The sequence below is a fragment of the Furfurilactobacillus cerevisiae genome, from assembly GCF_048961765.1.
GTDB classification, from domain to species: domain Bacteria; phylum Bacillota; class Bacilli; order Lactobacillales; family Lactobacillaceae; genus Furfurilactobacillus; species Furfurilactobacillus milii_A.
The window spans coordinates 2,470,221-2,494,251 of record NZ_CP185253.1; the positions used below are offsets into that span (position 1 = coordinate 2,470,221).

Sequence of the window (24,031 nt, forward strand, 5' to 3'; positions counted from 1 at the left end):
CTAATATTGTTCAAAATTGACCAATATTATTGGCTTAACGAATCCTTTCTTCTTTGCGTGTCAAAATACCCTCTGCAAATACGATATGTACGAAAGCCAAGTATTATTGTCCGAAAATAAACAAGATAAACAGTATTATCAGTTTATCGAATTTCCACTTAAGGTACAATATAAATTTTATCGTTAAATTAGATAAATTGTATGCACAACTTATTGCAACGCGACATACGCACGACATACAGAGGCACAATAAATTAATCAAACCAGATTACACGTCAGGAAAATATTCAAAAGCTAGAAATTTAAATCTATCACGCATCTTAGACTACAAATAAAGATCCTGACCATACGCCATAATTCACGTAATCAGGATCTTTTTAATTTCAGAAAAGCGTATCTATTCACTTAAAATATCGATTTAAAAACGCCTCTACATGTTGTTGATAGACTGCCGGATCATGTTTAAACGAGGCTGCGTGTTTAGCACCCTTAACGACCCACAATTCCTTTGGACCAGCGGCAGCCTTGTAGTTTTGGTAAACCATCTTTGTCGGCACAAACGTATCCTTGCTACCATGAATGAATAGCATCGGTCGCTGATTGCGTTTGACGGCGTTCACTGAACTGGCTTCCGTGTAATTATATCCGGCGCGCACCTGACTGATCGCACTCACGATAGGTACCAGCGGCCATGACGGAATGCCATACATCGACTTCGCCTGATAATTAATTTCATCCTTCACGGAAGTGTAACCACAATCTTCAATGTAGGCTTTTACCTGCTTAGGCACATTGCGTTCGCCACTGACCATCATGGTTGTCGCACCGCCCATAGAAACACCGTCCATCAGTATCTGGCTGTCTTGTCCGTTCTTTTCAATAACTAAATTAATCCATTTCAAATAATCTTTTCGATCCAACCAACCGTAGCCAATGTATTTACCCTGTGATTGACCAGCGGCCCGATCATCAGGAATTAAGACATTGAAGCCGAGGTCGTGAAACATCGTCCCATAAGCGGACATCTTTTCTTTGTTGCCACCGAATCCGTGGGCAATAACTACCGTTTTGTTGGTCTTCTGAGCCGCCGGTAAGTAGTTAGCGACTAATTTAAGGTTGCCTGGTTGACCAGTGATGGTCCACCGCTGTTTCTTCTGTTGACGGAACCACTGATCCTTTTGATATAAAGGATCAGTTTTTTTCATTGCTGCATTATTGATAAAGGCCTTGTGACTGCGCACTTCGGCGACTTGAAAGAAGTATGAGCCAGCGCCAAGTAACCCACCAACCAGCAATAAAACGACCACAATTAGTGTGATCCACAACACGCGGTGATGTTTTTTTACTGGCTGACCGCTATGACGCATCTGATGTTTAGCCATTAGTTAACCCCCTGCTCTAATTGTCTAACTTTAACACGATTCCTCACCTGACACAACGGGCGTTTGTGCACCAGGACTGGTATAATAGCGGTAACATTGTTGGTAAACGGAGGGATTTCATGAAGTACAAACAGAACTGGAATTTGGAAAACATTTTCCCTGGTGGTTACGATTCACCGCAGGCAAACGCACGTTTAAAGGAATTAAACCAAGATCTTGGTACGCTGGCAACTGAATTGGCCGCCCTTGACCTTGCGAAGGATGCACCAGCATACCACGGTCTGTCCGATTATTTGAAGCACCGGGAAACAGATATCAACGGTTTAATGGAACTCAACGTATTCTGGACCGCCCACCAGTCCGCAGATTTCAACAATACCGCAATTGGTCCCAAATTGGCACAAGTCAGCGAAGCATTCAGTACGTTTAAGGATCTGGAAATTTCGTTTGGCAAAAAATTGGCCGAGATTAATGACGATGACTTTAAGACACTGATTGCTCTGCCAGACTTCAAGGACATTGCCTTTAACCTCACCGAGGACCGCAAATTAGCAGCTGAACAACTGGATGAAAAATCCGAAAGTATTATTAATAAACTGGCAATCGATGGCTTTACTGGTTGGAGCACACATTACGACACCATCGCCTCACAAATCAGCGTACCGTACACCGATGACAATGGTAAAACGCAGACCCTTTCCGCGGGTCAAGCGCTAAATCAGCTGACTGGTGCGCCTGACAACAACACACGTAAGAACATCATGTCAGCTTATGAAAAGGCGTGGGGCAGCCAAGAAGCCGTTGTCGGCGACACGTTGAACCATTTAGCTGGCTTCCGTTTGCAGAACTACAAGCTGCACGGTACCGATGATTTCTTGAAACACCCATTGGAATTGAACCGCATGAGCCGCCAAACATTGAAGGCAATGTGGAATGTTGTTGAAGCTAACAAGGGCATGTTCATCCCTTACATGGATCGTAAGGCAGCCTTGCTGGGCAAACAAACGTATGACTGGCAGGATCAAACCGCACCAATTATGGTCGACGGTTATGAAAGCAAAGCGATTGACTACGATCATGCGGCTGACTTCATCGTCACTAACTTCCGTAAGTTCAGTCCTAAGATGGCGGATCTTGCCCAAACCGCGTTTGACAACCAATGGATTGAAGTCGAAGACCGCCCTGGCAAGCAACCTGGTGGCTACATGGAAGAAATCCCGGAACGCCAAGAATCACGAATTTTCTTAACCTACACTGGCACACCCGACGATGCTTCATCGGTCGCCCACGAGATTGGCCACGCTTTCCATTACAGTGTCGTCAAAGACCTGCCAGAAATGCGCCGCAGTTACGCAATGAACGTTGCCGAAACGGCTTCAACGTTCGCTGAACTGGTTGTGGCTGACGCTAACGTTAAATCTGCCACCAGTGTTGGTGAAAAGATCAACCTGTTAGACACCAAGATGAATAATCCCGTCGCCATGTTCATGAATATCCGCGCCCGCTACCTGTTTGAAACGAACTTCTACAAAGAACGATTAAACGGACAAGTGACCCCTGAACGGATGGATGCTTTGATGTTAGCCGCTCAAAAGTGGGCCTTCTCTGACCACCTTGGCACGTATCATCCACACTTCTGGGCCAGCAAGTTACATTTCTATATCGATGAAATACCGTTCTACAACTTTCCTTACACGTTCGGTTACCTCTTCAGTCTTGGTATTTACGCGAAGGCTCAGGCAAGCGGTGGAAACTTTGAGGACCAGTACATCTCCCTCTTACGCGACACAGCAAACATGTCGACGGAAGACCTCGCTAAGAAGCACCTCGACGTTGATCTTACCAAACCGGACTTCTGGCAGTCGGGAGCGGATCTGGTTAAGAAAGACATTGACGAGTTCCTCAAACTCTCCGACGACTTGGTTCACTAAATTCAAACAGTTTTATATGCCGTTACGATGTGCTGAGACGCCGTTCCATGAGGACCGGTCTCAACCCCGCTGGGTTTTCGACCTCGATTCTGAGCCACAAACCGTCTCAGAACTCGTCCCACAGTACTAAATGGCCAAAATCTCGCCATTTAGTACTGTTTACACGGAACTCTGTCTCCGCCTGTCTCCGCCCATCTCCACTTATGTAACAGTTAACTGGATCATCGACAGACCATTAACAACCATTGCGAATTCGATTTAATTAAATCAAGGTTGTAGTTGCAATCTTAGCTGAAGGGTGTCAACAGTGATACCGAGCCGTTAAGGTAACGTTAATTCGGTGGTTTGTCCGAATTTAGGTTACGGACGGCCGCCAAGACTCGGATTCTCACGAGGCTTGGCGGCGAGGTGAAAGACCGTGAACTTGCGGGCTTGAACCGGTCCCACGGCGAGCGTGTCACTGTTGACAACCGTAAGCGGAATTTCAACCCAAAATCCACATGACTCAAGGAGGTTATCATGTCAGTCACTGCGTTTTCATTTCCATCCACAGACCGCCGGCACGAACTGGAAGCCCGCATCTGGACGCCAGATGATCAGCAGCCCGTCGGTACCATTCAAATTGTGCACGGTATGGCGGAGCACATCGACCGCTATCAACCGTTTGCGGAATTTCTCAATGCTCACGGTTGGGTCGTGGCTGGCGATAATCATCTGGGTCATGGCCATTCAGTCGGCCATTCGCCACTCGGATACTTTGGCAAACAACAGCCGATTGAACATCTCATTAATGATGAGTTTACCCTGACTAAACGGCTACGCCACGACTATCCTGGTCTACCGCATGTCATCGTCGGCCATTCCATGGGTGCCATGATGGTCCAATTATTCTTAACGCAATATGGTAGCTGGGTAGACGCAGCCGTTGTGATTGGCTCGGCCGTTGCTCATCCGATCCTAGCCGTGATCAGACCCATAGTGGCCGTCCTCAACAACTTTGCGCCCCGCCGACCTAATCACACGCTGGATAGACTGGCCTTCGGTGCTTATGCCAAACGGTTCCCTGAGGATTCACCCTTTCAGTGGTTATCGGAAAATCCCGACAACGTTCATCGTTACAACAATGATCCGTTGTCTGGTTTCACCTTCACTAATAATGGTTTCTCCGTGCTGTTTCGGATGACAACTTTGTCGACCAAACGACAATGGCATCAGGGCATCCCCAAACAACTGCCAATTCTATTCACCAGTGGTAAAGAAGATCCCGTTGGCGGCTTCAGTTTGGGACCACGCCGTCATGTCCGTTCGCTAAAACGAGCGGGCTTTACCGACGTGACGCTCAAATTATGGCCGCACATGCGCCACGAAATTCTCAACGAACGCGACCATGAGCGAGTCTATGCAGTACTATTAAAGTGGATCGAAGATCATACAATCTCTGTAGAAAGGAAGTGAGAATATGTTCCCTGAACGTTTACGTGCTATCCGCCGTGGTCGTCACATCACACTGGACCAATTGGCGGACGCACTGAGTCAGAACCTCTCACCAAACGAAAAGCCGAACACTGCTTCACAAATTGGTAATTGGGAGCGTGGCATTCGGACCCCTTCCTACATTGAAGTGCGCAAACTTTCCGAATTCTTTGACGTCTCGCTGGATTACCTAACTGGAAAAACGGAACTGGATGAATATGATTTAGGCCGCCTATTTCTCTCTGGCAAACGGTTGACGTTTAACGGCGAAACACTAAGCAGCCAAGACCGTTATGAAGTGTACCAATTAATTGAAGGCTATCTTCATGGTCGGCAAACACGCCGTCCAGATGTTCCAATTGATCACCAAGAAGAACTTGATCTTGGTTATGATGACGAAAAAGAATAGAAAGGCAACCGTGTATGAATCCAAAACAACTTCGCAAACTTAAGCGTCAGGTTCAACAGCAACCCAAACGTAAAGCAGCTCCTTCAACGGATGCAAATGGCTTACGCCCCGACGCTGGTGCGCACAACGATTATATTGCCGAAATGAACCAATTTCGGGACCAATTTAACGGTTTGGGTGAAGCTGTCTTTCTGATCAATCAGGTATTGGAAGCTGACCGGTTGTTGTCGCGCGGACTGTTACCGCAGCCGCTGCCGGAACTATTGTTGCCAGACAACTTCCAGGACACCGTTTATCAGCATGTCTTGAAGCAATATCCGATTGGTGACAAACGTGGCGACAAGGTGTGGAATGCATTTTCCAACGCCCTGCCACGTTTGGACGCTGCCCTTCGGAACTTCCGCGACTACCTCGAAGATACGTATGGCATGTGGGCTTACATCTCCGCGCCGTTTGTTAACGACCTGAGTCAATATCTCGATGGTCGCCCAACGCTCGAACTCATGGCCGGTAACGGCTATATCTCAAAGGGACTGCGGGACAAGCAACCTTCACAACAGATTTTCACTACCGACTCCAAGGACTGGACGAAAGAAAACGAAACCGGTAAGCACCCCGTGACCGAGATTGAACAACTCGATGCGCTCAGTGCCATCGAAAAGTACGGTGATCAAGTCAGTGCTATTGTCATGTCCTGGTCGCCAGATGGTCAAGATATCGACTGGCAAGTCCTTCAGAAAATTCGCCAGCTGAAAAACCAACCTGAGTTCATCGTCATTGGTGAACAAAATGGTGCCACCGACTCTAAGGTATTCTGGCAAAACGCTGATCTGACGGAAAGTGAACCTTTGAATCGCAATTTTAGCCGGTTCGACCTCATTCACGATCGGGTATACATCGTCAAATAAGCCATTAAACGAGGTATTTATGAGTAAAACATTACGTGACGCATTATCCTTTTTGGCTGGTGGTATTTTTCTGTTAGCCTTTGGCATCTGGGACAAGCAATTAGCCAGTGGGGCGTTTGGATTCGTGTTATTGCTGATTGGTCTGTATAATCTGTACAACTATTGGCATGACAAACAAAACGAACAGAAAAAATAACAACGCATCACAAAACGGTGACCTTCAGAATAATTTTGGAGGTCACCGTTTTGCATATCAATTAAATTGATGTTAACTTTTTTAGTCAGAAAAAACATTTGCCAAGATTTTGCGTATGTAGTAGATTGTAAAATTAATCCGAACGCTGTTCGGACAAAAAAGATCAGCTTCCTTTAAAATGGTGTTTACAACAAACCCATCTTTTAGGAGCTGATCTTTTGTCTAGTATAACCTATTCCGAACGAATTAAAATCGAAACCTTTTGTGAACTAGGGCTGTCCAATATCCAAATGGGCGTTCGGCTGAACCGATCACCGTCAACAATTTCTTATGAATTATCTCGATGTCAACCTTATCAGGCTGAATTAGCACAAACAGATGCCGAATACAAGCGATCACGATGTGGTCGGAAAACTAAGCTGAGCGATGAGTTAAAGCAAACAATTCTCAACCATTTACATCTAAGCTGGTCACCAGGAATGATTGCTCACGAATTTAAACTAGCGACTAAATCTATTTATAATTGGCTAAATCAGGGGAGAATTGGTTTCTCCTTGAATGATCTACCTGAACATGGCGTACGCCAACGGCGTAACGTTGACCAACGATCCAAATATAATCAATCTTTGGGGCGATCGATTGAACAGCGTCCCATGATGATTAATCAACGTAATCGCATCGGTGATTTTGAACTAGATACCGTCGTTGGCCCTCGTGGGCATAGTAAGGCAGTTTTATTAACTTTAATCGATCGCAAATCACGGTTCCTTTGGGCATATCGGTTAAAGGACCGAACGACAGCGAGTGTTAATGAAGCACTGACTAAGTTCCTAACAACTTTTAATGGACCGGTGCACAGTTTTACTGTGGACCGTGGTACTGAGTTTAGTGGGCTAGTATCATTTGAATCACAATATGGTATTAAGACCTATTACTGTCATGCTTATACGCCAGCTGAACGTGGTAGTAATGAACGCTTTAATCGGAATTTACGTTATTTTTATCCTAAGGGGACTCGTTTTGAGCACATTAGTGCTCAAGATTTAACGACGACGTTACTCCAAATTAACCAGAGACCGCTTAAAATACTTGACTGGAAAACACCGTATCAGGTTATGCTGACCAATTTGTCCAAAAATTCGGATTAAATTTGCAATCTACCACAAAATCACCCGATTCTCTTTAGCAACTAAATACTCAAACGAGGGTAAATCGATGACTAAAAATAAACCGAATGTAGACTCACAATCACAAAAGCGCTATCGTACTCTATTGCTTGTTGCCGCAATAACAGCTGTGATAATCTTTTTCTTATCGGCTATCTCAGCACTGAATAAAAAGGTCCCCGTATTGTCAATCTAAGTGCAACAGTTTCTAGTCCAATCCTATAAGTGGTACACAGCTTAGAGTTCCGGCATCAGTTCCGCCGCACTCCGGTAGCCCAAGATACGACGAGGCCGGCTGTTGAGTGCGTCCTGGAAGCTCTGAATATCAATGATGTCGTAATGGTGGAGTGAGCGACCTTTCGGAATAAACTCTCGTAGAAGGCCGTTCTGGTTCTCATTTGTTCCGCGCTCCCATGGTGAGTACGGATGAGCAAAGTAGACATCAGTTCCTTCTACTGAATCCAGTTGTGCGAACTCACTGCCGTTATCAAAGGTGATGGTGGTGAAGTATTCCGCACCGTAATCATCAATGATGGACTGAAGTCCCACCTTACAGGTACTTGCTTTGTAGTTAGCGAGCTTGATGATGATTTCGAAGCGACTCATCCGCTCTGTCAAAACCAGCAACGCAGGTTCGCTATCAACGCGCTTACCTTTCACTAAATCTCCTTCCCAATGGCCCCCTTGCCGACGGTCTTGAACTTCAATGGGTCTTTCATCAATCGAGGTACCAAGCTTCGTCTTATTGGTGCGGGTATGGGAATGGCTTCGTTTAATTCGCAAGCTGGGTTTGCGCGGTAAGTCGTGGGTCCGTAGTTCGAATCTACCGGCCTCAATATCCCGGTAAACCGTTGGTGTTGAAGGAACAACCTCGTCTGCGTGTTCCCGTTTGAAGGTGTGCACGAAGCTGTCCACACTGTGTACGCGTGGACGTTGCTTGATGGCAGCGGCACAGGCGGCGTAGAACTCGGGGTTCTTCTCAAGCATCGTCTTGGGGCGACACCACTCCCGCCGCTGAGCGTGCAGATAAGCTGCCGTATCAGCAAAGTAAATCAACGCTACCTTATGCCCGGGAATTCGCTGTAGAACGGAGCCACGAGTGATCTCACGCGAAATAGTACTACGAGAGCGGTTGAGTTCGCGGGCAATCCGTGCTTGGGAGAATCCCTGATTGAGCAGAGTTTCAATGCGAACGCGATCAAAATTTGATAGTTGTTGGTAAGCCTTAGAGATGGTACGCTTGATGTTGGTCATGATGTGCCTTTCTTATGTGCTTGGTTGCTTATAAGAATAGGTCATCATGGCCTTTTTGGTCTATTTAATTATGTGTTGCACTTAAATTGTAAACGCGGGGAATAAAAAGGTCGCCTTTTTAGTTGCTTTTTTGCATTACTTCACCATTTTCTTAAATCCATTAGTTTCAATTGTCACTATTGCCGGCATTATTATTGCGCTCATTCAACTCAACTTGGCACAAAAATCCTATAAAGATTCGGTTGAAAACGTTAAGTTGCTGTTAAAGGATAAACAAAATGTCTACACTCTTGAAGCTTCAAATTACTATAATAAAGAAGTAAGAAGTAGCCTTATTTACTCGATTCAAGGCTATCAAAGGATTTTGCAGGGTGTTTACTATTCAAATTTAGACGATGAGACGCTAAAGCAAATTATACGAGAATTCGCGACTAAGAACTCTGACTTAAACTTAACTCTGTTAAAGTTGAGTCACTTTGCTTTCTACTTTAAGTCTAATATGATTGACCAGAATTATGTGAGGGCTGAGTATAAGCCAAGAGTAAGGGAGTTTTTACAATTGCCGGATATTGAATTAGTGCTCACAACTTATTACAATGACACTGGGTTAACGTCATTCAAACGCCTATTTGATGGGGTTAAGTAATCGCGGAGGAAATTTTCACTATGACAAAAAATGAAAAACAACAAATCGAGTTAAAAAGGCTTATGGATTCACCTACTACTCCAAAAGAACTAAAGGATCAGCTCAGGAAACGTGGCATAGAGGGCACGCTTAAATATTACCAGGAAGAAAACCGCCGACAGCGCGACATTGGAGATATTTTTTCAACAGGTCCTTCTGAAGGTCATTCACTAGATGAATTTTATAAATAATATTCAAACCCTTATTTGATGAAACTGGCTGAACGTGGAGGTCACGATTATGACTCATCAAGAAGAACAAAAACAACTCGATATTAAGAGAATCCTTGAATCTCCAACTGCGCCAAAAGAGTTTAAAGAACAGCTCATAAAACGTGGATTAGACGGCACACTTAAATATTATCAAGAGGAAAATTGGCGACAATTCGAAACAGCTGACATTTTCTCAAATCGTAATGGACGCATTGACGCGTTAATTCATGCTCTTAATCGATCCTCTAAATAGTTATTCTTAAATCAAACTCATTAAACCGGCTGATGTTTTAAAAACAGTCGAATACTTCCAGAAAATCAAAGACGATGTCAGAAATTGAAGTTACTCACCTTCAATTTCTGACATCGTCTTTTTCGATCATGATTTCTAACTTTTTAACTAATTTTGACGGTACTTTCGGACGCCAATAAAGATAAAACCACTTACCATCAAACTAATTCCCGCAATCGCCATCAACAGTGAGTCCCGCTCACCAGTGTGCGGTAATGTCACTGGTTTGTCAGTTTCAGAAGCCGATTGAGACTTTTGAACTGGCTGAGTCACTTTAGTTACTGCGTGGACAACGGCTGGTGCAGTCTTTTGCGGCGTTATCGTCTCCGGCATCGCTACTTTAATCGGTGTTGCCACTGGCTGTGGTGCACTTGGTTGTTGCGGTTCTACTGGCTTCGTCGTTTCAGTCGGTACAGTAACTGGTACATAAGTTACCTCAACCTGTGCTGGCTTCCCAGGTATCGTCACCACGGTCACCACGGGCGTATAGCCAGGTACTTGTGGCAGTTCACTGACTGGTACTTGCTGTCCTGGTACCCCTGTGACTTGCTTCACCGGTACATTCGGAAGCGTGTGTCCATGCTGATCAACTGGCACCACGGTCACGTTCTCAACGTAGTAATAATTGACCGCACCATTCGTCACACCATAAGTCCCACTGGCATTGCTTGGTGTCGCAACCAACGTATACCCTGCCACATTAGCAGGTACAGCTTGATAACTACTACCAAACGGACCACTCAACGTCACTGAATTCGTAATCGGTGTCGTCGTCCCTTGCAAGTAATAGTTCACCACGACAGTTTCAGTCTGCGGTGTATACACAACGTTCACATTACCCGGTTTATCCGGTATATTTGGTGTCTTCGTAACGGTGTAACCAGGAATAGTCGGCAGCCCACCTTTAGGACTGACCGGTTCACCCGGCGTCCCCGTGCCCGTCGGTGGTGTTACGCCCGTAATTGGCGTACCGGCTGGCGTAACAGGTACCGCTTTATAGTCTACGGTGTAATAGTAATCCACGGTTGAACCACCTGCCGCATAAGTACCGCTGGCATTAGTTGGGGTCGCCACCAAGGTATAACCAGTTACGGTTGCGGCTTGACTTGTATAACTGTCACCGACGTTCCCGTTGAGGGTTTTACTGTCGGTAATCTTAGTCGTGGTGCCCTTCACGTAGTAGTTGACCGTTACCGTGCTAGCATCAGCCTTGTAGTAGAAGATCACATCTGTTGGTGTGCTCCCATAGGTACCGGAAACCGTCTTGTCGCTAGTTAACGTATAGCCGCTAATCGTTGGTGCAGTCTCGGAATATGTGCCACCAACGACGCCAGGAGTCGTTGACTTCGCTAACGTCTCTGAACCCGGCACCGGTGTTGTGGTGCCTTTAAGATAGTACTTGATCTCATCAGCGGACTGTAAGGTCAGGTTCAAGGTCAAACTAGAAACTGGCTTGTCATCGGCATCCTTACCAGTCGTATTCAATACATTCCCGTCGGTGCTGGCATCATCCGTAATAAACGACAATGGCAGGGCTCGCGTAACGGTCCCAGCCTTGACGTCAGGCTTTAAAACCACTGTGATCGAACCATCGGCATTCACCGTAATAGACTTGAATCCATCTGGTAACGTCACTTGTCCAGTCGTAAACGAACGAGAATTCCCATTGGCAAACGTCTTTAACTGCTCGACGGTAAGTCCCGGTGTGCTTTCATCTTTGGCTGCCTTAGTGATATCAGCCGTCGTAATCTTGAACGATTGTCCATCACTATTTAAGACAGTGGCAGGATTAACCGTCTTCTCCACCGTCTGTCGGTTAGGCTGTTGCTTATTGACCGACAGATGCATGACGTCGCCATACTGGTCTTTAAGACTCGTGACCTGACCAATCTCGTCACTCACCCAGTTCGGATTAAATCCATTACCGTAAAGCTGTTGACGCAATGTGTGCTGACTTGCAGTATCCGTTGGATCATAAGTCAGTTGGTTACTCTGCGCATCGTAGGTCCAACCTGCCTTATTTAAATCAGTTTGGTGAGCGGTGTACCAACCGGACCAGTCAAAAATCTCTGATCCAGTATTAGTATCGTTTACTTTGAGACCCGGTATTGTCTTTCCATCTGCATCTTTAGTGTCTGGCGTCTCTTTGGCAACGGAGGTCGATTGACCGTTCAAGTTGATGACTACTTTGGCACCACCTTTAGCGTCTGTACCTACATTGGCAGTCACGCCTGTCTTTTCATTCTCAACGTTGCTTGCAACATACTGAATCGTTGTGGTCGTATTGGTCGCAGTACCTTTATACGTATCGGGCGTCTGTTTGTCATCTGGAACATTTGGTGTCGTGCCCTGAAATACCAAACCATTCGTATTCGTCTGCTTGGTATCGTTGTAAACGCTGCTGACACCGTCTTTGCCAGTCTTAGTATCTGGACTAAAGATAACCCCTTTATGATTCAAATCACTCAGGGCAACTAACGTCTCAGAAATATAGTCTGGTTCAACTGTGGTATTCCCTTTGCCGACTTCCGCAGTAGCCGTCATCAGTTTCGTGCCACCGGTTTCGACCAACAAAGCCGTGGTAATTGCCCGATTGTTCATTGGTGCTGGGGTAGGTGTTGGCGTCGTGTCAGTTGTGGCACTGCCATCGTTATCCACTTCAATACTATTCTGCATGACCGTCTGAAGCCCAGTCTCACTGACGTTCACGGAACCATCCTTGGCATAAGTAATCACCACCGCTGAATTCTTATAGCCCGGTTTCAATTGGTCACTTGGGGTTTCCTGGTTCTGGATTGTAACGGCCGAATCACCTGGATTTAAGGTGCCTGTTGCTTGTGTGGCCGATTGTTTACCATTGATGTCCGTGACGGTGTACGTCAGCTTACCGGTGGCATCAATCTGAATCGCTGCCGTGGATTTGCCTAATAAGGTCACTGACTGTGAAACGGTGTTGTAATCCTTGCCATAAACTGCATTCGGTGCCACTTGCAGAAAGCTTTGATTACCACCAACGATTCCATTACCAAAGAAACCAGCATAGGTCTGGTCAGGCACAACACGGTTTGTCGTATTGTCCGACGTATCTTTAACACCGTTGTAGTCCGTCTTTGCGACTCGTTGAACAAGTGTGATCTCACTGACATAAGATTTACGATAATCCCAACCAGCTTGGTAAACGTTACCGGCACTGGTGCCATCTTTAGTTGTCTGATCACCTGTAACAGCAGTCGTAATCTCACTTTGTGCGTCACGGATAAACTGGTAACTGAATGAACCATCACCATTATCAATGACAACTAACTTCGTAAACTTCGACGCATCCTTGGCGTTATTGTTGATCTGCATACTTGGATAGGTGACCAAAACACCATTGCCTAAAGCTGTGGCACTCGCCAACTTACTCGTGTAATCAACTTGACCACTACTATCCTGACCAATGGCAGCCATTGAGCCGCCGTCATTAGCGACTTGGTTACCGGTGCGCGCATTATCGATTTCGATCTGAACGCTGGTAATCTGTCCTAAATCTGGTGCTTTGGGATTGGCATTTCGTTTAATGGTAATGACCGCATTCGTCGCATCGGCATTACTGTAATGAACTGTCCATACCGTGGACCCATCGGGATTCGTTGTTGTTAAGACAGGGGTTAATTTATCCGTTACCGTACTGGTATTTTCATAACGATACGTATCCGCAGTTGGATCGCCTACCGGACTTTCACCAGTCTTAACAATTGGATGCAAGGCTCTTTGTACGGCGGCGTAACCGGCTTCATAAGCTGGAATGGCAACGGCTTCTTCATGCACGTAAGCATAGTTGACCGTATCTTGAATGACTTTTTGGGCATTGTTGATTTCACTACTGTCTGTGATACTACTACCCAAATCATCGCTGCTGATCGTACTTGTCGCATCGACGGCATTCTTTAATAACGTTGAAGTTTCAACTGGTTTAGTCGTTGCCTGTCCATCTTTATCTGTGGCTGGCACATCCGTCTCAGAGTACGGAATGATGTTGCCACTTGCGTCAACGCCATTGGTCATATCGGCATTTAAAGTAAAGCTTCGACCATTAGCGCCTGCAATTAACCCAGCATCTTTTTGACTTTGCGCAGTTTGGATATCCCATGGAATTGGCTTACCAGCGTGAGCATTACCACTTTGGATGACATGTTCATCTGCTTCTTCAAGTGCTCTGGCGACCATGTTAGTTGGCTTTCCATTTTTATCAAACAATGGGTTACCTTGTTTATCTAAGAAGAAACTCTTATAGAGAATGCTAAAGACTTTGTAGTAAACATAAGACGTCTTTTGATAATAAGCATACTGCGTATCTGATAGCATTCCATGATTCGAGGCTGTCGGTAAAATCTTCGACTCCTCAGACAAATCGCCAGTTTTGCCTTCGTTAATCAGTAATTAGTAGATTGTAAAATTAATCCGAACGCTGTTCGGACAAAAAAGATCAGCTTCCTTTAAAATGGTGTTTACAACAAACCCATCTTTTAGGAGCTGATCTTTTGTCTAGTATAACCTATTCCGAACGAATTAAAATCGAAACCTTTTGTGAACTAGGGCTGTCCAATATCCAAATGGGCGTTCGGCTGAACCGATCACCGTCAACAATTTCTTATGAATTATCTCGATGTCAACCTTATCAGGCTGAATTAGCACAAACAGATGCCGAATACAAGCGATCACGATGTGGTCGGAAAACTAAGCTGAGCGATGAGTTAAAGCAAACAATTCTCAACCATTTACATCTAAGCTGGTCACCAGGAATGATTGCTCACGAATTTAAACTAGCGACTAAATCTATTTATAATTGGCTAAATCAGGGGAGAATTGGTTTCTCCTTGAATGATCTACCTGAACATGGCGTACGCCAACGGCGTAACGTTGACCAACGATCCAAATATAATCAATCTTTGGGGCGATCGATTGAACAGCGTCCCATGATGATTAATCAACGTAATCGCATCGGTGATTTTGAACTAGATACCGTCGTTGGCCCTCGTGGGCATAGTAAGGCAGTTTTATTAACTTTAATCGATCGCAAATCACGGTTCCTTTGGGCATATCGGTTAAAGGACCGAACGACAGCGAGTGTTAATGAAGCACTGACTAAGTTCCTAACAACTTTTAATGGACCGGTGCACAGTTTTACTGTGGACCGTGGTACTGAGTTTAGTGGGCTAGTATCATTTGAATCACAATATGGTATTAAGACCTATTACTGTCATGCTTATACGCCAGCTGAACGTGGTAGTAATGAACGCTTTAATCGGAATTTACGTTATTTTTATCCTAAGGGGACTCGTTTTGAGCACATTAGTGCTCAAGATTTAACGACGACGTTACTCCAAATTAACCAGAGACCGCTTAAAATACTTGACTGGAAAACACCGTATCAGGTTATGCTGACCAATTTGTCCAAAAATTCGGATTAAATTTGCAATCTACCAATTGAACATCACTTAAGAAATCCATCTTTGCCTGATTGGCTGTGTTCCAAGCAATCTGATACATATCATTTTCGGCAGCTGGGGCAATCCAGTCAGCTTCAGTTTCGGTTGTTTGATTTCCTTGAAAAGCCGCAGAAACAATTGGATTCTTACCCTTCTCAATTGAGTAAATGAAACTTTTACCTGTTAACACAGAATAAATAGCCAAATCAAGTGGTGAAGGATTTTGGAAAGAACTTGGTTCAGGATTTTCCTTTAAATGTCCATTTGCATCAAGGGCTGTATTTATAGAGGTATTCCCTTTACCAATATTTTTATTTTCTGATGTTCCATTAAAGTGTCCACTCAAATAAGTTTTCGCCGCTATATAGGCAAATTTGAATAGGTTAGCACGGCTTGCTGAATCATTGCTAGTTTTATAGTATTCTGGCGTGATGCTCCCGATATAATTAGAAACACTGTTAATATCTGTTACCTTAGCCGACACTAAGGCATGTTCATCTCCTCTAAGAGCATCCTTTGTTGCTGCCTTAAATCCCTCTGTTACAACATTTTTCCAATCATCATAATAATCAAGGATGCCCTTTTCTGATAAGGCCCTTTCAAGAGAGTTTAAATTATTAATAGTTTTCCCAGAACCTGCATCACTTTGATTAAACGGAAAATAAACTTTTGATTTTTCATAGTCAACTAATCGGTTAGCCTCAACCGGAAATGTATAAAATAATAATGTTGGTGCATCAGGCGACCAAGTAAAAGTGGCCATCGTTAAATCGCCAAACGTATTGCCGACTCCAGATAACAAAGAAGAACTATATCCAACGCCCTGAAGTGCCAATATTGAGTCTAATGTCGAACTAGCAGTTGAATCACCAGAAATCCAATTAATCGTACCTTCGAACCCTGCATAATAAGCACTCAACTGCATACTAGATAAATCTTGAACATTTTCAGCAGTTAACATCTGTGTTCTCAGCTTGCTAAAACCGTCGAACTTGCCTTGGGCACCGTAAAATTCACTATTGGATGTATTTTCGGTATCCTCTAATAGCCACAAATAATAGGCCTCAGCAGTCAACTGTGCTCTTAAATACGCCTTAATCGTGTCAGTGAAACCTTCTTGTTGCGCAATTGAACTAGAATCGGGAATTGGATTTCCATCAATTCCTAATTCGGCTACCCCGGTATACGGATCAGATTTAGAAAGTGTACTAAAATTTACTTTCTGTAGTTGGGCATCAACCCATACGCTGATAACACTTTTGGCATTCTTATCAGCTACGCTATCAAGTGTTCCGTCTGAATTTCGACTCGATGTATCAAATTTCAAAGTCGATACATCGACATCACCCATCCATTCCTTGATATCATAATTGCCTTCAGAGGCATTGAATAGAACGGCTTTCAATCCTGTCAGAGCAGTATTTTCCCCAATTTTATAATCAACAGAATTGAAGAGATCTGAAATTACATCATCATTCACCGTGAGTTCAGCCCTGCTTATATTCAGGTTCTTAATACTGTTCTTAGCTTGTTGAATATCATCGCCAGAAACCCCCGCAGGCAAATCAACAATCAGCGTACCATCAGTAGAGATGCTGACTTTTGTGCCTTTAACAAACTTAGTTGGATCAATCTGCCCCAACGTTTGTAGTGCCTTAACGGCTGGTACAACCGTTAAGGCTTGGTTGGCGATTGAAGTTGCTTTGGTTGTGACACTGGCGGGTGTAACAGCAGATAGTTGTGTGACTGATTGACTAGCCGACATGCTGGTTGAATCAGTCTTTTTTGTTTGTGCAGAATTCGTTGATACGGTTGTTTGACTTGCCTGTACGTTACTTTGAACGGTCTCTGATTGTGGGGTTGCTGATGAAACGTCTGACGTTTTAGGCGCAGCTTTAGCCACTGTCGATGAAGCAGACATCAGTGACATGGCATCGGACTTGACTGCACTCGGTTGTTGACTAACTGGTTGAACGCTACTTGCGGTCACCGACTTTGTTTCGCCAGAGGTTGAGATGGAATCAGTCGTTGAGTCAACAGCAGTGGCTGTGTCAGACTTCGATGCAGAATTGGCACTCGTCATTGAATTGTCAGCGGTTTCATTTTTGACAGTCTTGACCGCTGTGCTGGTGTCCGATTGTGCCGTTGAACTAGTAGCAGTGGACGTCACTTTACTTGGCGCCGTTGATGAACTAGCCGAAGCAGCGGATTGATTGCTGTTCGAAGCCGTCGAGGAACTCGCCAATGCTGCACTCGTTTGGTTAGTCGATGAAGTTTCGCCTGAACTAGATGTAGCAGCGGTTGTTTCAGCTGTCACAATGCTTGTTTGTGACACAGTTGTAGCCGTGCCAAGACTCAACCCAACAATAGCCGCAAATAACCAAACTTTGCCGGCTTTATACATCTTATGGTGAGACACTTCGCTCATGTGCAAAAATTTACTTTGTTTCATATTTCTCTCCTGCCGTCAAAACTGCTTATTTTATTGCTTCACTATGACGTTCTGTATCCGAGGTTGAGCTTGCCGCATTGTCAATGAGTTGCGCAACCAACTTCGTGAGCGACAATTTGTGCGTCGTTTTGAGTTCTTCAATCTGCGCCCATTCAGTTGGCGTAATGGTGATATTGAGTCGTTTGTTTTCAGCTTTAATCATTGGAATGACCTCTTTGTTTGTAGTTCACAAAAATAAATTACCATCAGAATAATTAAGTATAGCATTATTAAATTAACCATAATTCTTTTTGGAAACGAAAACAATAGGCACAGCGGACTTCCGTTGCGTTATTTCGCTAAAATGAACTCAAAATGTTTATCCACTTCAATTTGTAATAGTGAAACACCTTTTATCCTCATCAGGTGGCCTAGATTATGGTATTCTTTTGATAATTAGTTTTTGTAGAAGAGAGGTAGTCTGCTTGATTAACGGCAGTATTATGCGTGATGCACGCAAACGTCAGCACTTGTCTCAAGCTGGGCTGGCAAAGGGAATTACAACTCAAGCAACAATTAGTAAACTTGAAAATGACAGTGTCGCTCCCAACAGTGAAATTATGACAAAGCTCGTTCACCGATTACATCTGTCCATGGACGACATTATGATTGAAGACGAGCAGACACCAGAACAGCTATTAACGCAGGCCGATCAGCTAACAGAAGTATTTGATTATCAAGGTACGGCAGACCTGCTCAATAAGATCGACCGTGAGTCGTTCTTTACTAATGAAGACAAATTTCACTATAGTTTTTTGAAAATCAACGCCACAATGTGGTTAACACATGACTTTGACACTAGTATTTTTGACTTTAATCGAATCTTGGATGAGATCACAGATAAAAGGCAGAGCATTTATGCATTGCTAGCTGTATGTCAGCTCGGTACTGCCTATCTTTCTAAAGAACAGCCAAAGCAGGCTGCTTATTATTTTGATCAAGTGGCATCTCTACTCGACGGAATAGACACAGAGAAATACCTTTACTGGACATTATTTATGCTGGATAACCTGACGAACTTTTGGTCAAAACAACGTCAGTTTGATAAGAGTAATAGTTACGGTCACCAAGCCTTAGCACTGGCTCGAGACCATCAAACCGTCTTGTTTATGGAAACCCTGAATTTTACTCTAGGTGAAAACATAGCCTACACAAAGGGATGGGACGATAAAGAAGCCCGTCAATATCTCATTCAGGGTTGGTCGTTTGCACACTTTGCCGGCAATCAGGTTGCTTTAAATATTATGAGTCAGCTAATGCGTGAACATCATATTACTGGTGACTGGTAGCTTCCTATAGTAGAGTTTGATTTATGTAAGCTAATTTAATGATAGATAAAACGGCGTTACGATTTTGCATATCAGGAATGCAAAATCGTAACGCCGTTCGTTTAGTTTATATTTGGTTCTAAAAATCTAAAGTTGTGCATTAATTTTAGTCAGTAGCTCCGCTAATAGTTGCTGCTCCCCGGGAGTTAACGACCCGATTGTCCGGTCAGCTACCCCTGCCTCAAATTGATGAATGGTTGGATATAGTGCCGTGGCCTTCTCTGTTGGAAATAACCGCCGAACTTTTTTGTTAACCGCGTCCGGCCGTTTCTCGACGTAACCTTCCGCAATCAACTTTTGAACGGCTCGAAAACTTGTCGTGCGGTCCACTGCCATATCAGCTGCCAAAGCATCAAAAAAGAGCCCGGGCCGTTCACAAATCCGCAGTAGATATTGAAAACGATTATTGTTCAGTCCTTGAGATGCGAATTCGTGATTGGCACTCGCCGTAGCACGCCGTGAAAAGGTACCGATTTGTCTTAATTCATCAATCATTTCAAACTCCTTGTTGCATTTGCAATAAAATAAAACTATACTAAATGCCATTAATAACGAAAGAAGTAACACTATGTGGCAATTAAAACGGTTCTCCAAATTAACTCCAAATGAATTATACGACATCTTCTATGCACGAATCCAGACCTTTGTGGTCGATCAAAACCGGATTTATCAAGAAGTCGATGAGCATGACAAAACAGCACTACATTTAATGGATTACGAAAATGGGCGTCTTGTTGCATACGCACGAATTTTCACAGAAGAAAAGCACGTGACGTTTGGCCGCGTGCTGTCGATTCCTGATGTTCGTGGACAAGGTTATGGACGGTTGCTACTCGAACAGATCATGCAAGTATTGAATGGTCACTTCAGCGATCTACCCGTCGAAATTGAAGCCCAAGAACAGGTTCAGGGGTTATATACAAAATTTGGTTTTCACGCTGTGGGCGATGTGTTCTTATTCAACCACACACCACACATCAAGATGGTTCACGAACCATTGGCAATTACTCATGCAACTCAATTGGCTGCCCATCAGGGTCGTGAATAAACGTCATTGCCTTCCCAGTGAACTCGTCATGGCGAATTGGTTCAGACTTCACACCCAGTTCAGCTAACTCAATCACTGTTTGCGACACATCTTTCACCATAAAGGCAATGTGGCGTAAACCAAGCGCCTCTGGATACGTTAACCGTGCCGGACTGTTTGGACGCACAAAGAGTTCCAACTGAACGTTGCCAGCACAAAGCATGATCACGGTATCATGTTTAATTGGACGGTCATATTCACTGACCATCTGAAAACCAAGCTTCGTGATGTAAAAATCCTTGGCCTTCGTGTAGTTTGAAACGACGATTGCGATGTGATGCAATGTGCTTAATTCCATGTGTGCCCTCCTCTGTGTGCGGCTTAGCGATTACTTGTGCTCAGGTCGCACTCCTTACATATTAGTGTAGCATACTCGCCAACTTCATCCATTTTGAATGCTTAACTCAAGCACTCAACAAAATGGGCAAAAAAAAGCTTCTATCATAAATGATAGAAGTTAGTTTGGCGTGTCTGGTATACCTCCCAGACTTGAGGGGTTCTTCAATCACGAAGAACTGAGTACCGGCACCCGATTAGTAGTCGGTGGGTGGGCCGCCGTGTTCCACAACACGAACGATCAAGCACTCCTTATACGAAGGAAAAACGTGCCCCCGGCTTCGATAGCCACTAGCCTCCGCAGAGGAACGACATTACTGCCGTCTGGCTGATCTCGACTCATCGCATGTAAATACACTAACATCTTATTGAGATGAATGCAAATGCGGGAGGCGCAGAAGTCAGAATTTTATGGGCTGAAAGTACATATTTAGTATCTGTGTGGATTTAGGCTGGCTCATTGAGCGAGTAGCATGCCGTTGCGCCGACCGGCAGTCATTATGGCCTGCTGTTAACGTAAAAAACGAGCAGTCGTCGTAAACTTTGGACAGTTGACGAGTGCTCGTTAACGCAACACACCACCGCTTTTGCGGATCGGTAGGATGCCATCTCTAGTGGCATCCTTTTTACGTTGTCATTATAACATGTTCATCCTAAAAAGAATCGGTTAAATTCAATGATTCATGTAAAAATAAATCGTTCAATTGACTGATATAACAGCATTTATAGAAGCTATCATCTTACTGATTTTCTCATGAAAACGGCATAGAAACCTCATCTAAATCGAGGGAACCGTCTCGTTCGGTTTGCTATAATTTTTGTTACCGAGAAGTGAAGACGGTGGTGGTCTTTTTGTCCGAAAGAAGATGGTGCCAATGGGGTAAAGATTTTTTACCGTATTGCCGTAGAATCTGCTGAAAGGAGATTGCCTCGTGTCCGTAAAGGATGCACTGCAGCTAGTGTTGGAGTTTGCCATGTTCGTTGTGGCCCTCCTCGCACTGGTCGTTCAGTTAATAGCGGTCATTATGGCCTGCTGTTAACGTAAAAAACGAGCAGTCGTCGTAAACTTTGGACAGTTGACGATTGCTCGTTTATCGTTCACACCACCGCTTTTGCGGATCGGTAGGGATGCCATCGCAAGTGGCATCCCTTTTACGTTGTTATTATAACATGTTCATCCTAAAAAGAGTCAGTACAATTGGATGATTCATGTAAAAACAAATCGTTCAATTGATTGATATAACAGCATTTATAGATACTATCATCTTACTGACTTTCTCATGAAAACGGCATGGAAACCTCATCTAAATCGAGGGAACCGTGTCGCTTGGTTTGCTATAATTTTTGTTACCGAGAAGTGAAGACGGTGGTGACTCTGGCGTATTTATACGTCTGAAAGAAGATGGTGCTAATGGGGTAAGAATTTTTTACCGTATTGCCGCAGAATCTGATGGAAAGGAGTTACCTCGTGTCCGTAAAGGATGCACTGCAGCTAGTGTTGGAGTTTGCCATGTTCGTTGTGGGCCTTCTCGCACTGGTCGTTCAGTTAATAGCGGTCATTATGGATTGCTGTTAACGTAAAAAACGAGCAGTCGTCGTAAACTTTGGAAAGCTGACGATTGCTCGCTGATCATCTAGCGCCACCGCTTTTGCGGATCGGTAGGATGCCATCACTAGTGGCATCCTTTTTACGTTTTCATTATAACATGTTCATCCTAAAAAGAGTCAGTACAATTGGATGATTCATGTGACAGAAAACATTCAACTAATCGTTCAGTTAATAGCAGTCATTATGGCCTGCTGTTAACGTAAAAAAATGGTCAGTCGTCGTATATTTTGGGAAGTTGACGAGTGCTCGTTAACGCAACACACCACCGCTTTTGCGGATCGGTAGGATGCCATCACCAGTGGCATCCTTTTACTTCGTTATTATAACACCTCCGTTTAGCAAGATGTCCAACAAAGTTTGCCCATGACGTACCCTCTTTGCTTGGCATTCTAGTCGTTTGCAAGTATAGTAAGACTACTATGACAAACTTCCTGACTTCCACCCGCCTGGCGTGGGTACTTGAATTTATTTTCCACCCACTAGCCTTTTTAGTGCCGTGGACCAACCAATTTAATTACTGGGGCTATGTGGTGCTATTTGCTGTCCTCTTTTTAGAAAGTGCCTACCTGTTATTCTCGTTCTTACCAGCGCAGTCGCTGCTGTTTGTCGCCGGAGCAATTTCTGCGAACCGGTCTTCGGTGCTCAACATCTACCTCTTGTTGATTGGTTTCGTGGTGATGACACTGGTCGGTTCGACCATTAAATACCGCACCGGTATCCGCATGAAAGCACGGGCCGATGCCCATATTCAACAAAAACGTGATGAGGGTAAATCGCAAAGTAAAACCATGAAGCGACTGTCTCAATCCGAGGTCTACTTTGAGAAGTACGGTGGTAGCTTCCTAATCATTGCACGGTTTGTTCCTATCGTCGGCCTTTTCATGCCACTCATTGCCGGTGAAACCAAGATGGATCAACGCCAATTTCATCTATTTAACACAATTGGCGTCGTGGCTTGGATCTTGATCGCCACACTAGCGGGATTTTTCTTTGGCAAAACACAGTTTGTCAAAAACTACTTTACGTTTATCTGCATTGGTATTGCGTTGCTGCCAATTATCCTTCACGAAGCCGTTCGGTTTGTGCGTGAATGGATTGATGCGATTCGCGACCTTAATTGAGGTATTTACTGCCCTCACGGACGGCCAACGAACTCATCTTGGATTGATGGTCAATTATAAATTGACGCACCCAATCCGGATTAGTCTTACTGTAATCACGTAACGACCAGCCAATCGCCTTTTGGATAAAAAATTCGTCGGTCGCTAAATCAGCCAGCATCATCTCACGTAAATATGTCTCATTCGTTAACGTTTTAAAGCCTAACTGCAAGGTAATGCCCACCCGGCGTTGCCAGAAGTCGGGCTTTTCTTTATACCATGAACCAACTTCTGCTAACCAGTCTGGATGACGTTTGACAACGCGACCAATTACGCCACGAATAGCGTCGACACTATCCCACCAAGGTTTGACCGTAATGTAGTCACTCAGCCATGCTAGATCATCCCGTGTCAGCCGAGTGACGTTATGTTGCATCATATCAACGGCGACGTATTGATACTCACGCTCTGGTAGCGCGTATAGTGTCGCAAACTGCCGTCTCAATTCTGGCAACGTTAACTGCTTACTATCAACCAGCAGCGTATGTTCCTGTTTCCTACGCTCCGGTGACTTAACACCAGCAAACGGAAACTTGTTCTTCATGTATGCGGCCATTCCCTCAGCCGTCTTGGGATCACCCTTTAAAAAAGCTGTTATCATCTTTCAAACCCACCTTATGTAAACGGCGAGTATCAGTGAA

At 44.4% G+C, this 24,031-nt stretch carries 22 protein-coding genes; 14 read left to right on the plus strand and 8 right to left on the minus strand.

Features of this window, described 5'->3' with window-relative positions:
• Positions 1 to 401: 401 nt before the first annotated feature.
• Positions 402 to 1,382, minus strand: a complete 981-nt coding sequence (locus ABUE36_RS12245) for an alpha/beta hydrolase (RefSeq protein WP_421016817.1) — start codon at positions 1,380 to 1,382, stop codon at positions 402 to 404.
• Positions 1,383 to 1,501: 119 nt separating this feature from the next.
• Here ABUE36_RS12245 and ABUE36_RS12250 point away from each other — a divergent pair, with 119 nt between their 5' ends.
• The 6 genes from ABUE36_RS12250 to ABUE36_RS12275 all read left to right on the plus strand — a co-directional run bounded on the left by ABUE36_RS12250 (position 1,502) and on the right by ABUE36_RS12275 (position 7,447).
• Positions 1,502 to 3,313, plus strand: coding sequence for a M3 family oligoendopeptidase (locus ABUE36_RS12250; RefSeq protein WP_161001808.1), 1,812 nt, complete (start codon positions 1,502 to 1,504; stop codon positions 3,311 to 3,313).
• A gap of 519 nt (positions 3,314 to 3,832) precedes the next feature.
• A complete protein-coding gene (locus ABUE36_RS12255; RefSeq protein WP_421016818.1) occupies positions 3,833 to 4,768 on the plus strand; it encodes an alpha/beta fold hydrolase in 936 nt (311 codons plus the stop codon).
• A gap of 4 nt (positions 4,769 to 4,772) precedes the next feature.
• Positions 4,773 to 5,195, plus strand: coding sequence for a helix-turn-helix domain-containing protein (locus ABUE36_RS12260; RefSeq protein WP_017261531.1), 423 nt, complete (start codon positions 4,773 to 4,775; stop codon positions 5,193 to 5,195).
• 14 nt (positions 5,196 to 5,209) lie between these two features.
• Positions 5,210 to 6,103 carry an SAM-dependent methyltransferase gene (locus tag ABUE36_RS12265; RefSeq protein WP_421016819.1) on the plus strand — a complete coding sequence of 298 codons (894 nt, stop codon included), beginning with the start codon at positions 5,210 to 5,212 and terminating at the stop codon, positions 6,101 to 6,103.
• A 19-nt stretch (positions 6,104 to 6,122) separates the two neighbouring features.
• Positions 6,123 to 6,299 carry a hypothetical protein gene (locus ABUE36_RS12270; RefSeq protein ID WP_421016820.1) on the plus strand — a complete coding sequence of 59 codons (177 nt, stop codon included), beginning with the start codon at positions 6,123 to 6,125 and terminating at the stop codon, positions 6,297 to 6,299.
• A gap of 218 nt (positions 6,300 to 6,517) precedes the next feature.
• Positions 6,518 to 7,447, plus strand: a complete 930-nt coding sequence (locus ABUE36_RS12275) for an IS30-like element ISLpl1 family transposase (protein WP_096109805.1) — start codon at positions 6,518 to 6,520, stop codon at positions 7,445 to 7,447.
• A gap of 255 nt (positions 7,448 to 7,702) precedes the next feature.
• Here ABUE36_RS12275 and ABUE36_RS12280 read toward each other — a convergent pair whose 3' ends face one another.
• Positions 7,703 to 8,719, minus strand: coding sequence for an IS30 family transposase (locus tag ABUE36_RS12280; RefSeq protein ID WP_054644560.1), 1,017 nt, complete (start codon positions 8,717 to 8,719; stop codon positions 7,703 to 7,705).
• A gap of 666 nt (positions 8,720 to 9,385) precedes the next feature.
• Here ABUE36_RS12280 and ABUE36_RS12285 point away from each other — a divergent pair.
• Positions 9,386 to 9,595, plus strand: coding sequence for a hypothetical protein (locus tag ABUE36_RS12285; RefSeq protein ID WP_161001804.1), 210 nt, complete (start codon positions 9,386 to 9,388; stop codon positions 9,593 to 9,595).
• Between the two features lie 49 nt (positions 9,596 to 9,644).
• Entirely contained in the window at positions 9,645 to 9,869 is a 225-nt protein-coding gene (locus ABUE36_RS12290; RefSeq protein ID WP_017261535.1) for a hypothetical protein, read from the plus strand.
• Positions 9,870 to 10,016: 147 nt separating this feature from the next.
• Here ABUE36_RS12290 and ABUE36_RS12295 read toward each other — a convergent pair whose 3' ends face one another.
• Positions 10,017 to 14,255, minus strand: coding sequence for a MucBP domain-containing protein (locus ABUE36_RS12295; protein WP_421016821.1), 4,239 nt, complete (start codon positions 14,253 to 14,255; stop codon positions 10,017 to 10,019).
• Between the two features lie 176 nt (positions 14,256 to 14,431).
• On the opposite strand from ABUE36_RS12295, the gene ABUE36_RS12300 reads away from it, so the two are divergent.
• Positions 14,432 to 15,361, plus strand: a complete 930-nt coding sequence (locus ABUE36_RS12300; RefSeq protein WP_096109805.1) for an IS30-like element ISLpl1 family transposase — start codon at positions 14,432 to 14,434, stop codon at positions 15,359 to 15,361.
• Here the strand turns inward: ABUE36_RS12300 and ABUE36_RS12305 are convergent.
• Both ABUE36_RS12305 and ABUE36_RS12310 read right to left on the minus strand, forming a co-directional pair.
• On the minus strand, positions 15,327 to 17,831 hold the full coding sequence (locus ABUE36_RS12305; protein WP_421016822.1) for a KxYKxGKxW signal peptide domain-containing protein: 2,505 nt from the start codon (positions 17,829 to 17,831) through the stop codon (positions 15,327 to 15,329). The genes ABUE36_RS12300 and ABUE36_RS12305 overlap by 35 nt on opposite strands.
• A gap of 25 nt (positions 17,832 to 17,856) precedes the next feature.
• Entirely contained in the window at positions 17,857 to 18,033 is a 177-nt protein-coding gene (locus ABUE36_RS12310) for a hypothetical protein (protein WP_161002181.1), read from the minus strand.
• A gap of 262 nt (positions 18,034 to 18,295) precedes the next feature.
• Here ABUE36_RS12310 and ABUE36_RS12315 point away from each other — a divergent pair, with 262 nt between their 5' ends.
• Positions 18,296 to 19,159, plus strand: coding sequence for a helix-turn-helix domain-containing protein (locus tag ABUE36_RS12315; protein WP_161002180.1), 864 nt, complete (start codon positions 18,296 to 18,298; stop codon positions 19,157 to 19,159).
• A gap of 126 nt (positions 19,160 to 19,285) precedes the next feature.
• Here ABUE36_RS12315 and ABUE36_RS12320 read toward each other — a convergent pair whose 3' ends face one another.
• Positions 19,286 to 19,693 carry a MarR family winged helix-turn-helix transcriptional regulator gene (locus tag ABUE36_RS12320; protein ID WP_017261538.1) on the minus strand — a complete coding sequence of 136 codons (408 nt, stop codon included), beginning with the start codon at positions 19,691 to 19,693 and terminating at the stop codon, positions 19,286 to 19,288.
• Positions 19,694 to 19,766: 73 nt separating this feature from the next.
• Between ABUE36_RS12320 and ABUE36_RS12325 the strand changes: the two genes are divergently transcribed.
• A complete protein-coding gene (locus ABUE36_RS12325) occupies positions 19,767 to 20,246 on the plus strand; it encodes a GNAT family N-acetyltransferase (protein WP_421016823.1) in 480 nt (159 codons plus the stop codon).
• On the opposite strand, the gene ABUE36_RS12330 is transcribed toward ABUE36_RS12325, so the two are convergent.
• Positions 20,203 to 20,583, minus strand: a complete 381-nt coding sequence (locus ABUE36_RS12330; RefSeq protein ID WP_017261540.1) for a VOC family protein — start codon at positions 20,581 to 20,583, stop codon at positions 20,203 to 20,205. The genes ABUE36_RS12325 and ABUE36_RS12330 overlap by 44 nt on opposite strands.
• A gap of 970 nt (positions 20,584 to 21,553) precedes the next feature.
• Between ABUE36_RS12330 and ABUE36_RS12335 the strand changes: the two genes are divergently transcribed.
• The 3 genes from ABUE36_RS12335 (at position 21,554) to ABUE36_RS12345 (ending at position 23,351) form a co-directional block, all read left to right on the plus strand.
• On the plus strand, positions 21,554 to 21,661 hold the full coding sequence (locus tag ABUE36_RS12335; protein ID WP_161002178.1) for a putative holin-like toxin: 108 nt from the start codon (positions 21,554 to 21,556) through the stop codon (positions 21,659 to 21,661).
• A gap of 410 nt (positions 21,662 to 22,071) precedes the next feature.
• Complete coding sequence (locus ABUE36_RS12340; RefSeq protein ID WP_161002177.1) at positions 22,072 to 22,197, plus strand: putative holin-like toxin; 126 nt, start codon at positions 22,072 to 22,074, stop codon at positions 22,195 to 22,197.
• A gap of 452 nt (positions 22,198 to 22,649) precedes the next feature.
• A complete protein-coding gene (locus ABUE36_RS12345) occupies positions 22,650 to 23,351 on the plus strand; it encodes a VTT domain-containing protein (RefSeq protein ID WP_161002176.1) in 702 nt (233 codons plus the stop codon).
• Here ABUE36_RS12345 and ABUE36_RS12350 read toward each other — a convergent pair.
• Positions 23,344 to 23,991, minus strand: coding sequence for a DNA alkylation repair protein (locus tag ABUE36_RS12350; protein WP_161002175.1), 648 nt, complete (start codon positions 23,989 to 23,991; stop codon positions 23,344 to 23,346). The two genes, ABUE36_RS12345 and ABUE36_RS12350, sit on opposite strands and share 8 nt — an antisense overlap.
• Positions 23,992 to 24,031: the final 40 nt, after the last annotated feature.

Bases quoted from the DNA above. Each gene is read 5' to 3' on its own strand.
- ABUE36_RS12245 (WP_421016817.1), bottom strand. From the start codon at position 1,382: ATGGCTAAACATCAGATGCGTCATAGCGGTCAGCCAGTAAAAAAACAT.
- ABUE36_RS12250 (WP_161001808.1), top strand. From the start codon at position 1,502: ATGAAGTACAAACAGAACTGGAATTTGGAAAACATTTTCCCTGGTGGT.
- ABUE36_RS12255 (WP_421016818.1), top strand. From the start codon at position 3,833: ATGTCAGTCACTGCGTTTTCATTTCCATCCACAGACCGCCGGCACGAA.
- ABUE36_RS12260 (WP_017261531.1), top strand. From the start codon at position 4,773: ATGTTCCCTGAACGTTTACGTGCTATCCGCCGTGGTCGTCACATCACA.
- ABUE36_RS12265 (WP_421016819.1), top strand. From the start codon at position 5,210: ATGAATCCAAAACAACTTCGCAAACTTAAGCGTCAGGTTCAACAGCAA.
- ABUE36_RS12270 (WP_421016820.1), top strand. From the start codon at position 6,123: ATGAGTAAAACATTACGTGACGCATTATCCTTTTTGGCTGGTGGTATT.
- ABUE36_RS12280 (WP_054644560.1), bottom strand. From the start codon at position 8,719: ATGACCAACATCAAGCGTACCATCTCTAAGGCTTACCAACAACTATCA.
- ABUE36_RS12285 (WP_161001804.1), top strand. From the start codon at position 9,386: ATGACAAAAAATGAAAAACAACAAATCGAGTTAAAAAGGCTTATGGAT.
- ABUE36_RS12290 (WP_017261535.1), top strand. From the start codon at position 9,645: ATGACTCATCAAGAAGAACAAAAACAACTCGATATTAAGAGAATCCTT.
- ABUE36_RS12295 (WP_421016821.1), bottom strand. From the start codon at position 14,255: ATGCTATCAGATACGCAGTATGCTTATTATCAAAAGACGTCTTATGTT.
- ABUE36_RS12305 (WP_421016822.1), bottom strand. From the start codon at position 17,831: ATGAAACAAAGTAAATTTTTGCACATGAGCGAAGTGTCTCACCATAAG.
- ABUE36_RS12310 (WP_161002181.1), bottom strand. From the start codon at position 18,033: ATGATTAAAGCTGAAAACAAACGACTCAATATCACCATTACGCCAACT.
- ABUE36_RS12320 (WP_017261538.1), bottom strand. From the start codon at position 19,693: ATGATTGATGAATTAAGACAAATCGGTACCTTTTCACGGCGTGCTACG.
- ABUE36_RS12325 (WP_421016823.1), top strand. From the start codon at position 19,767: ATGTGGCAATTAAAACGGTTCTCCAAATTAACTCCAAATGAATTATAC.
- ABUE36_RS12330 (WP_017261540.1), bottom strand. From the start codon at position 20,583: ATGGAATTAAGCACATTGCATCACATCGCAATCGTCGTTTCAAACTAC.
- ABUE36_RS12340 (WP_161002177.1), top strand. From the start codon at position 22,072: ATGGAAAGGAGTTACCTCGTGTCCGTAAAGGATGCACTGCAGCTAGTG.
- ABUE36_RS12345 (WP_161002176.1), top strand. From the start codon at position 22,650: ATGACAAACTTCCTGACTTCCACCCGCCTGGCGTGGGTACTTGAATTT.
- ABUE36_RS12350 (WP_161002175.1), bottom strand. From the start codon at position 23,991: ATGATAACAGCTTTTTTAAAGGGTGATCCCAAGACGGCTGAGGGAATG.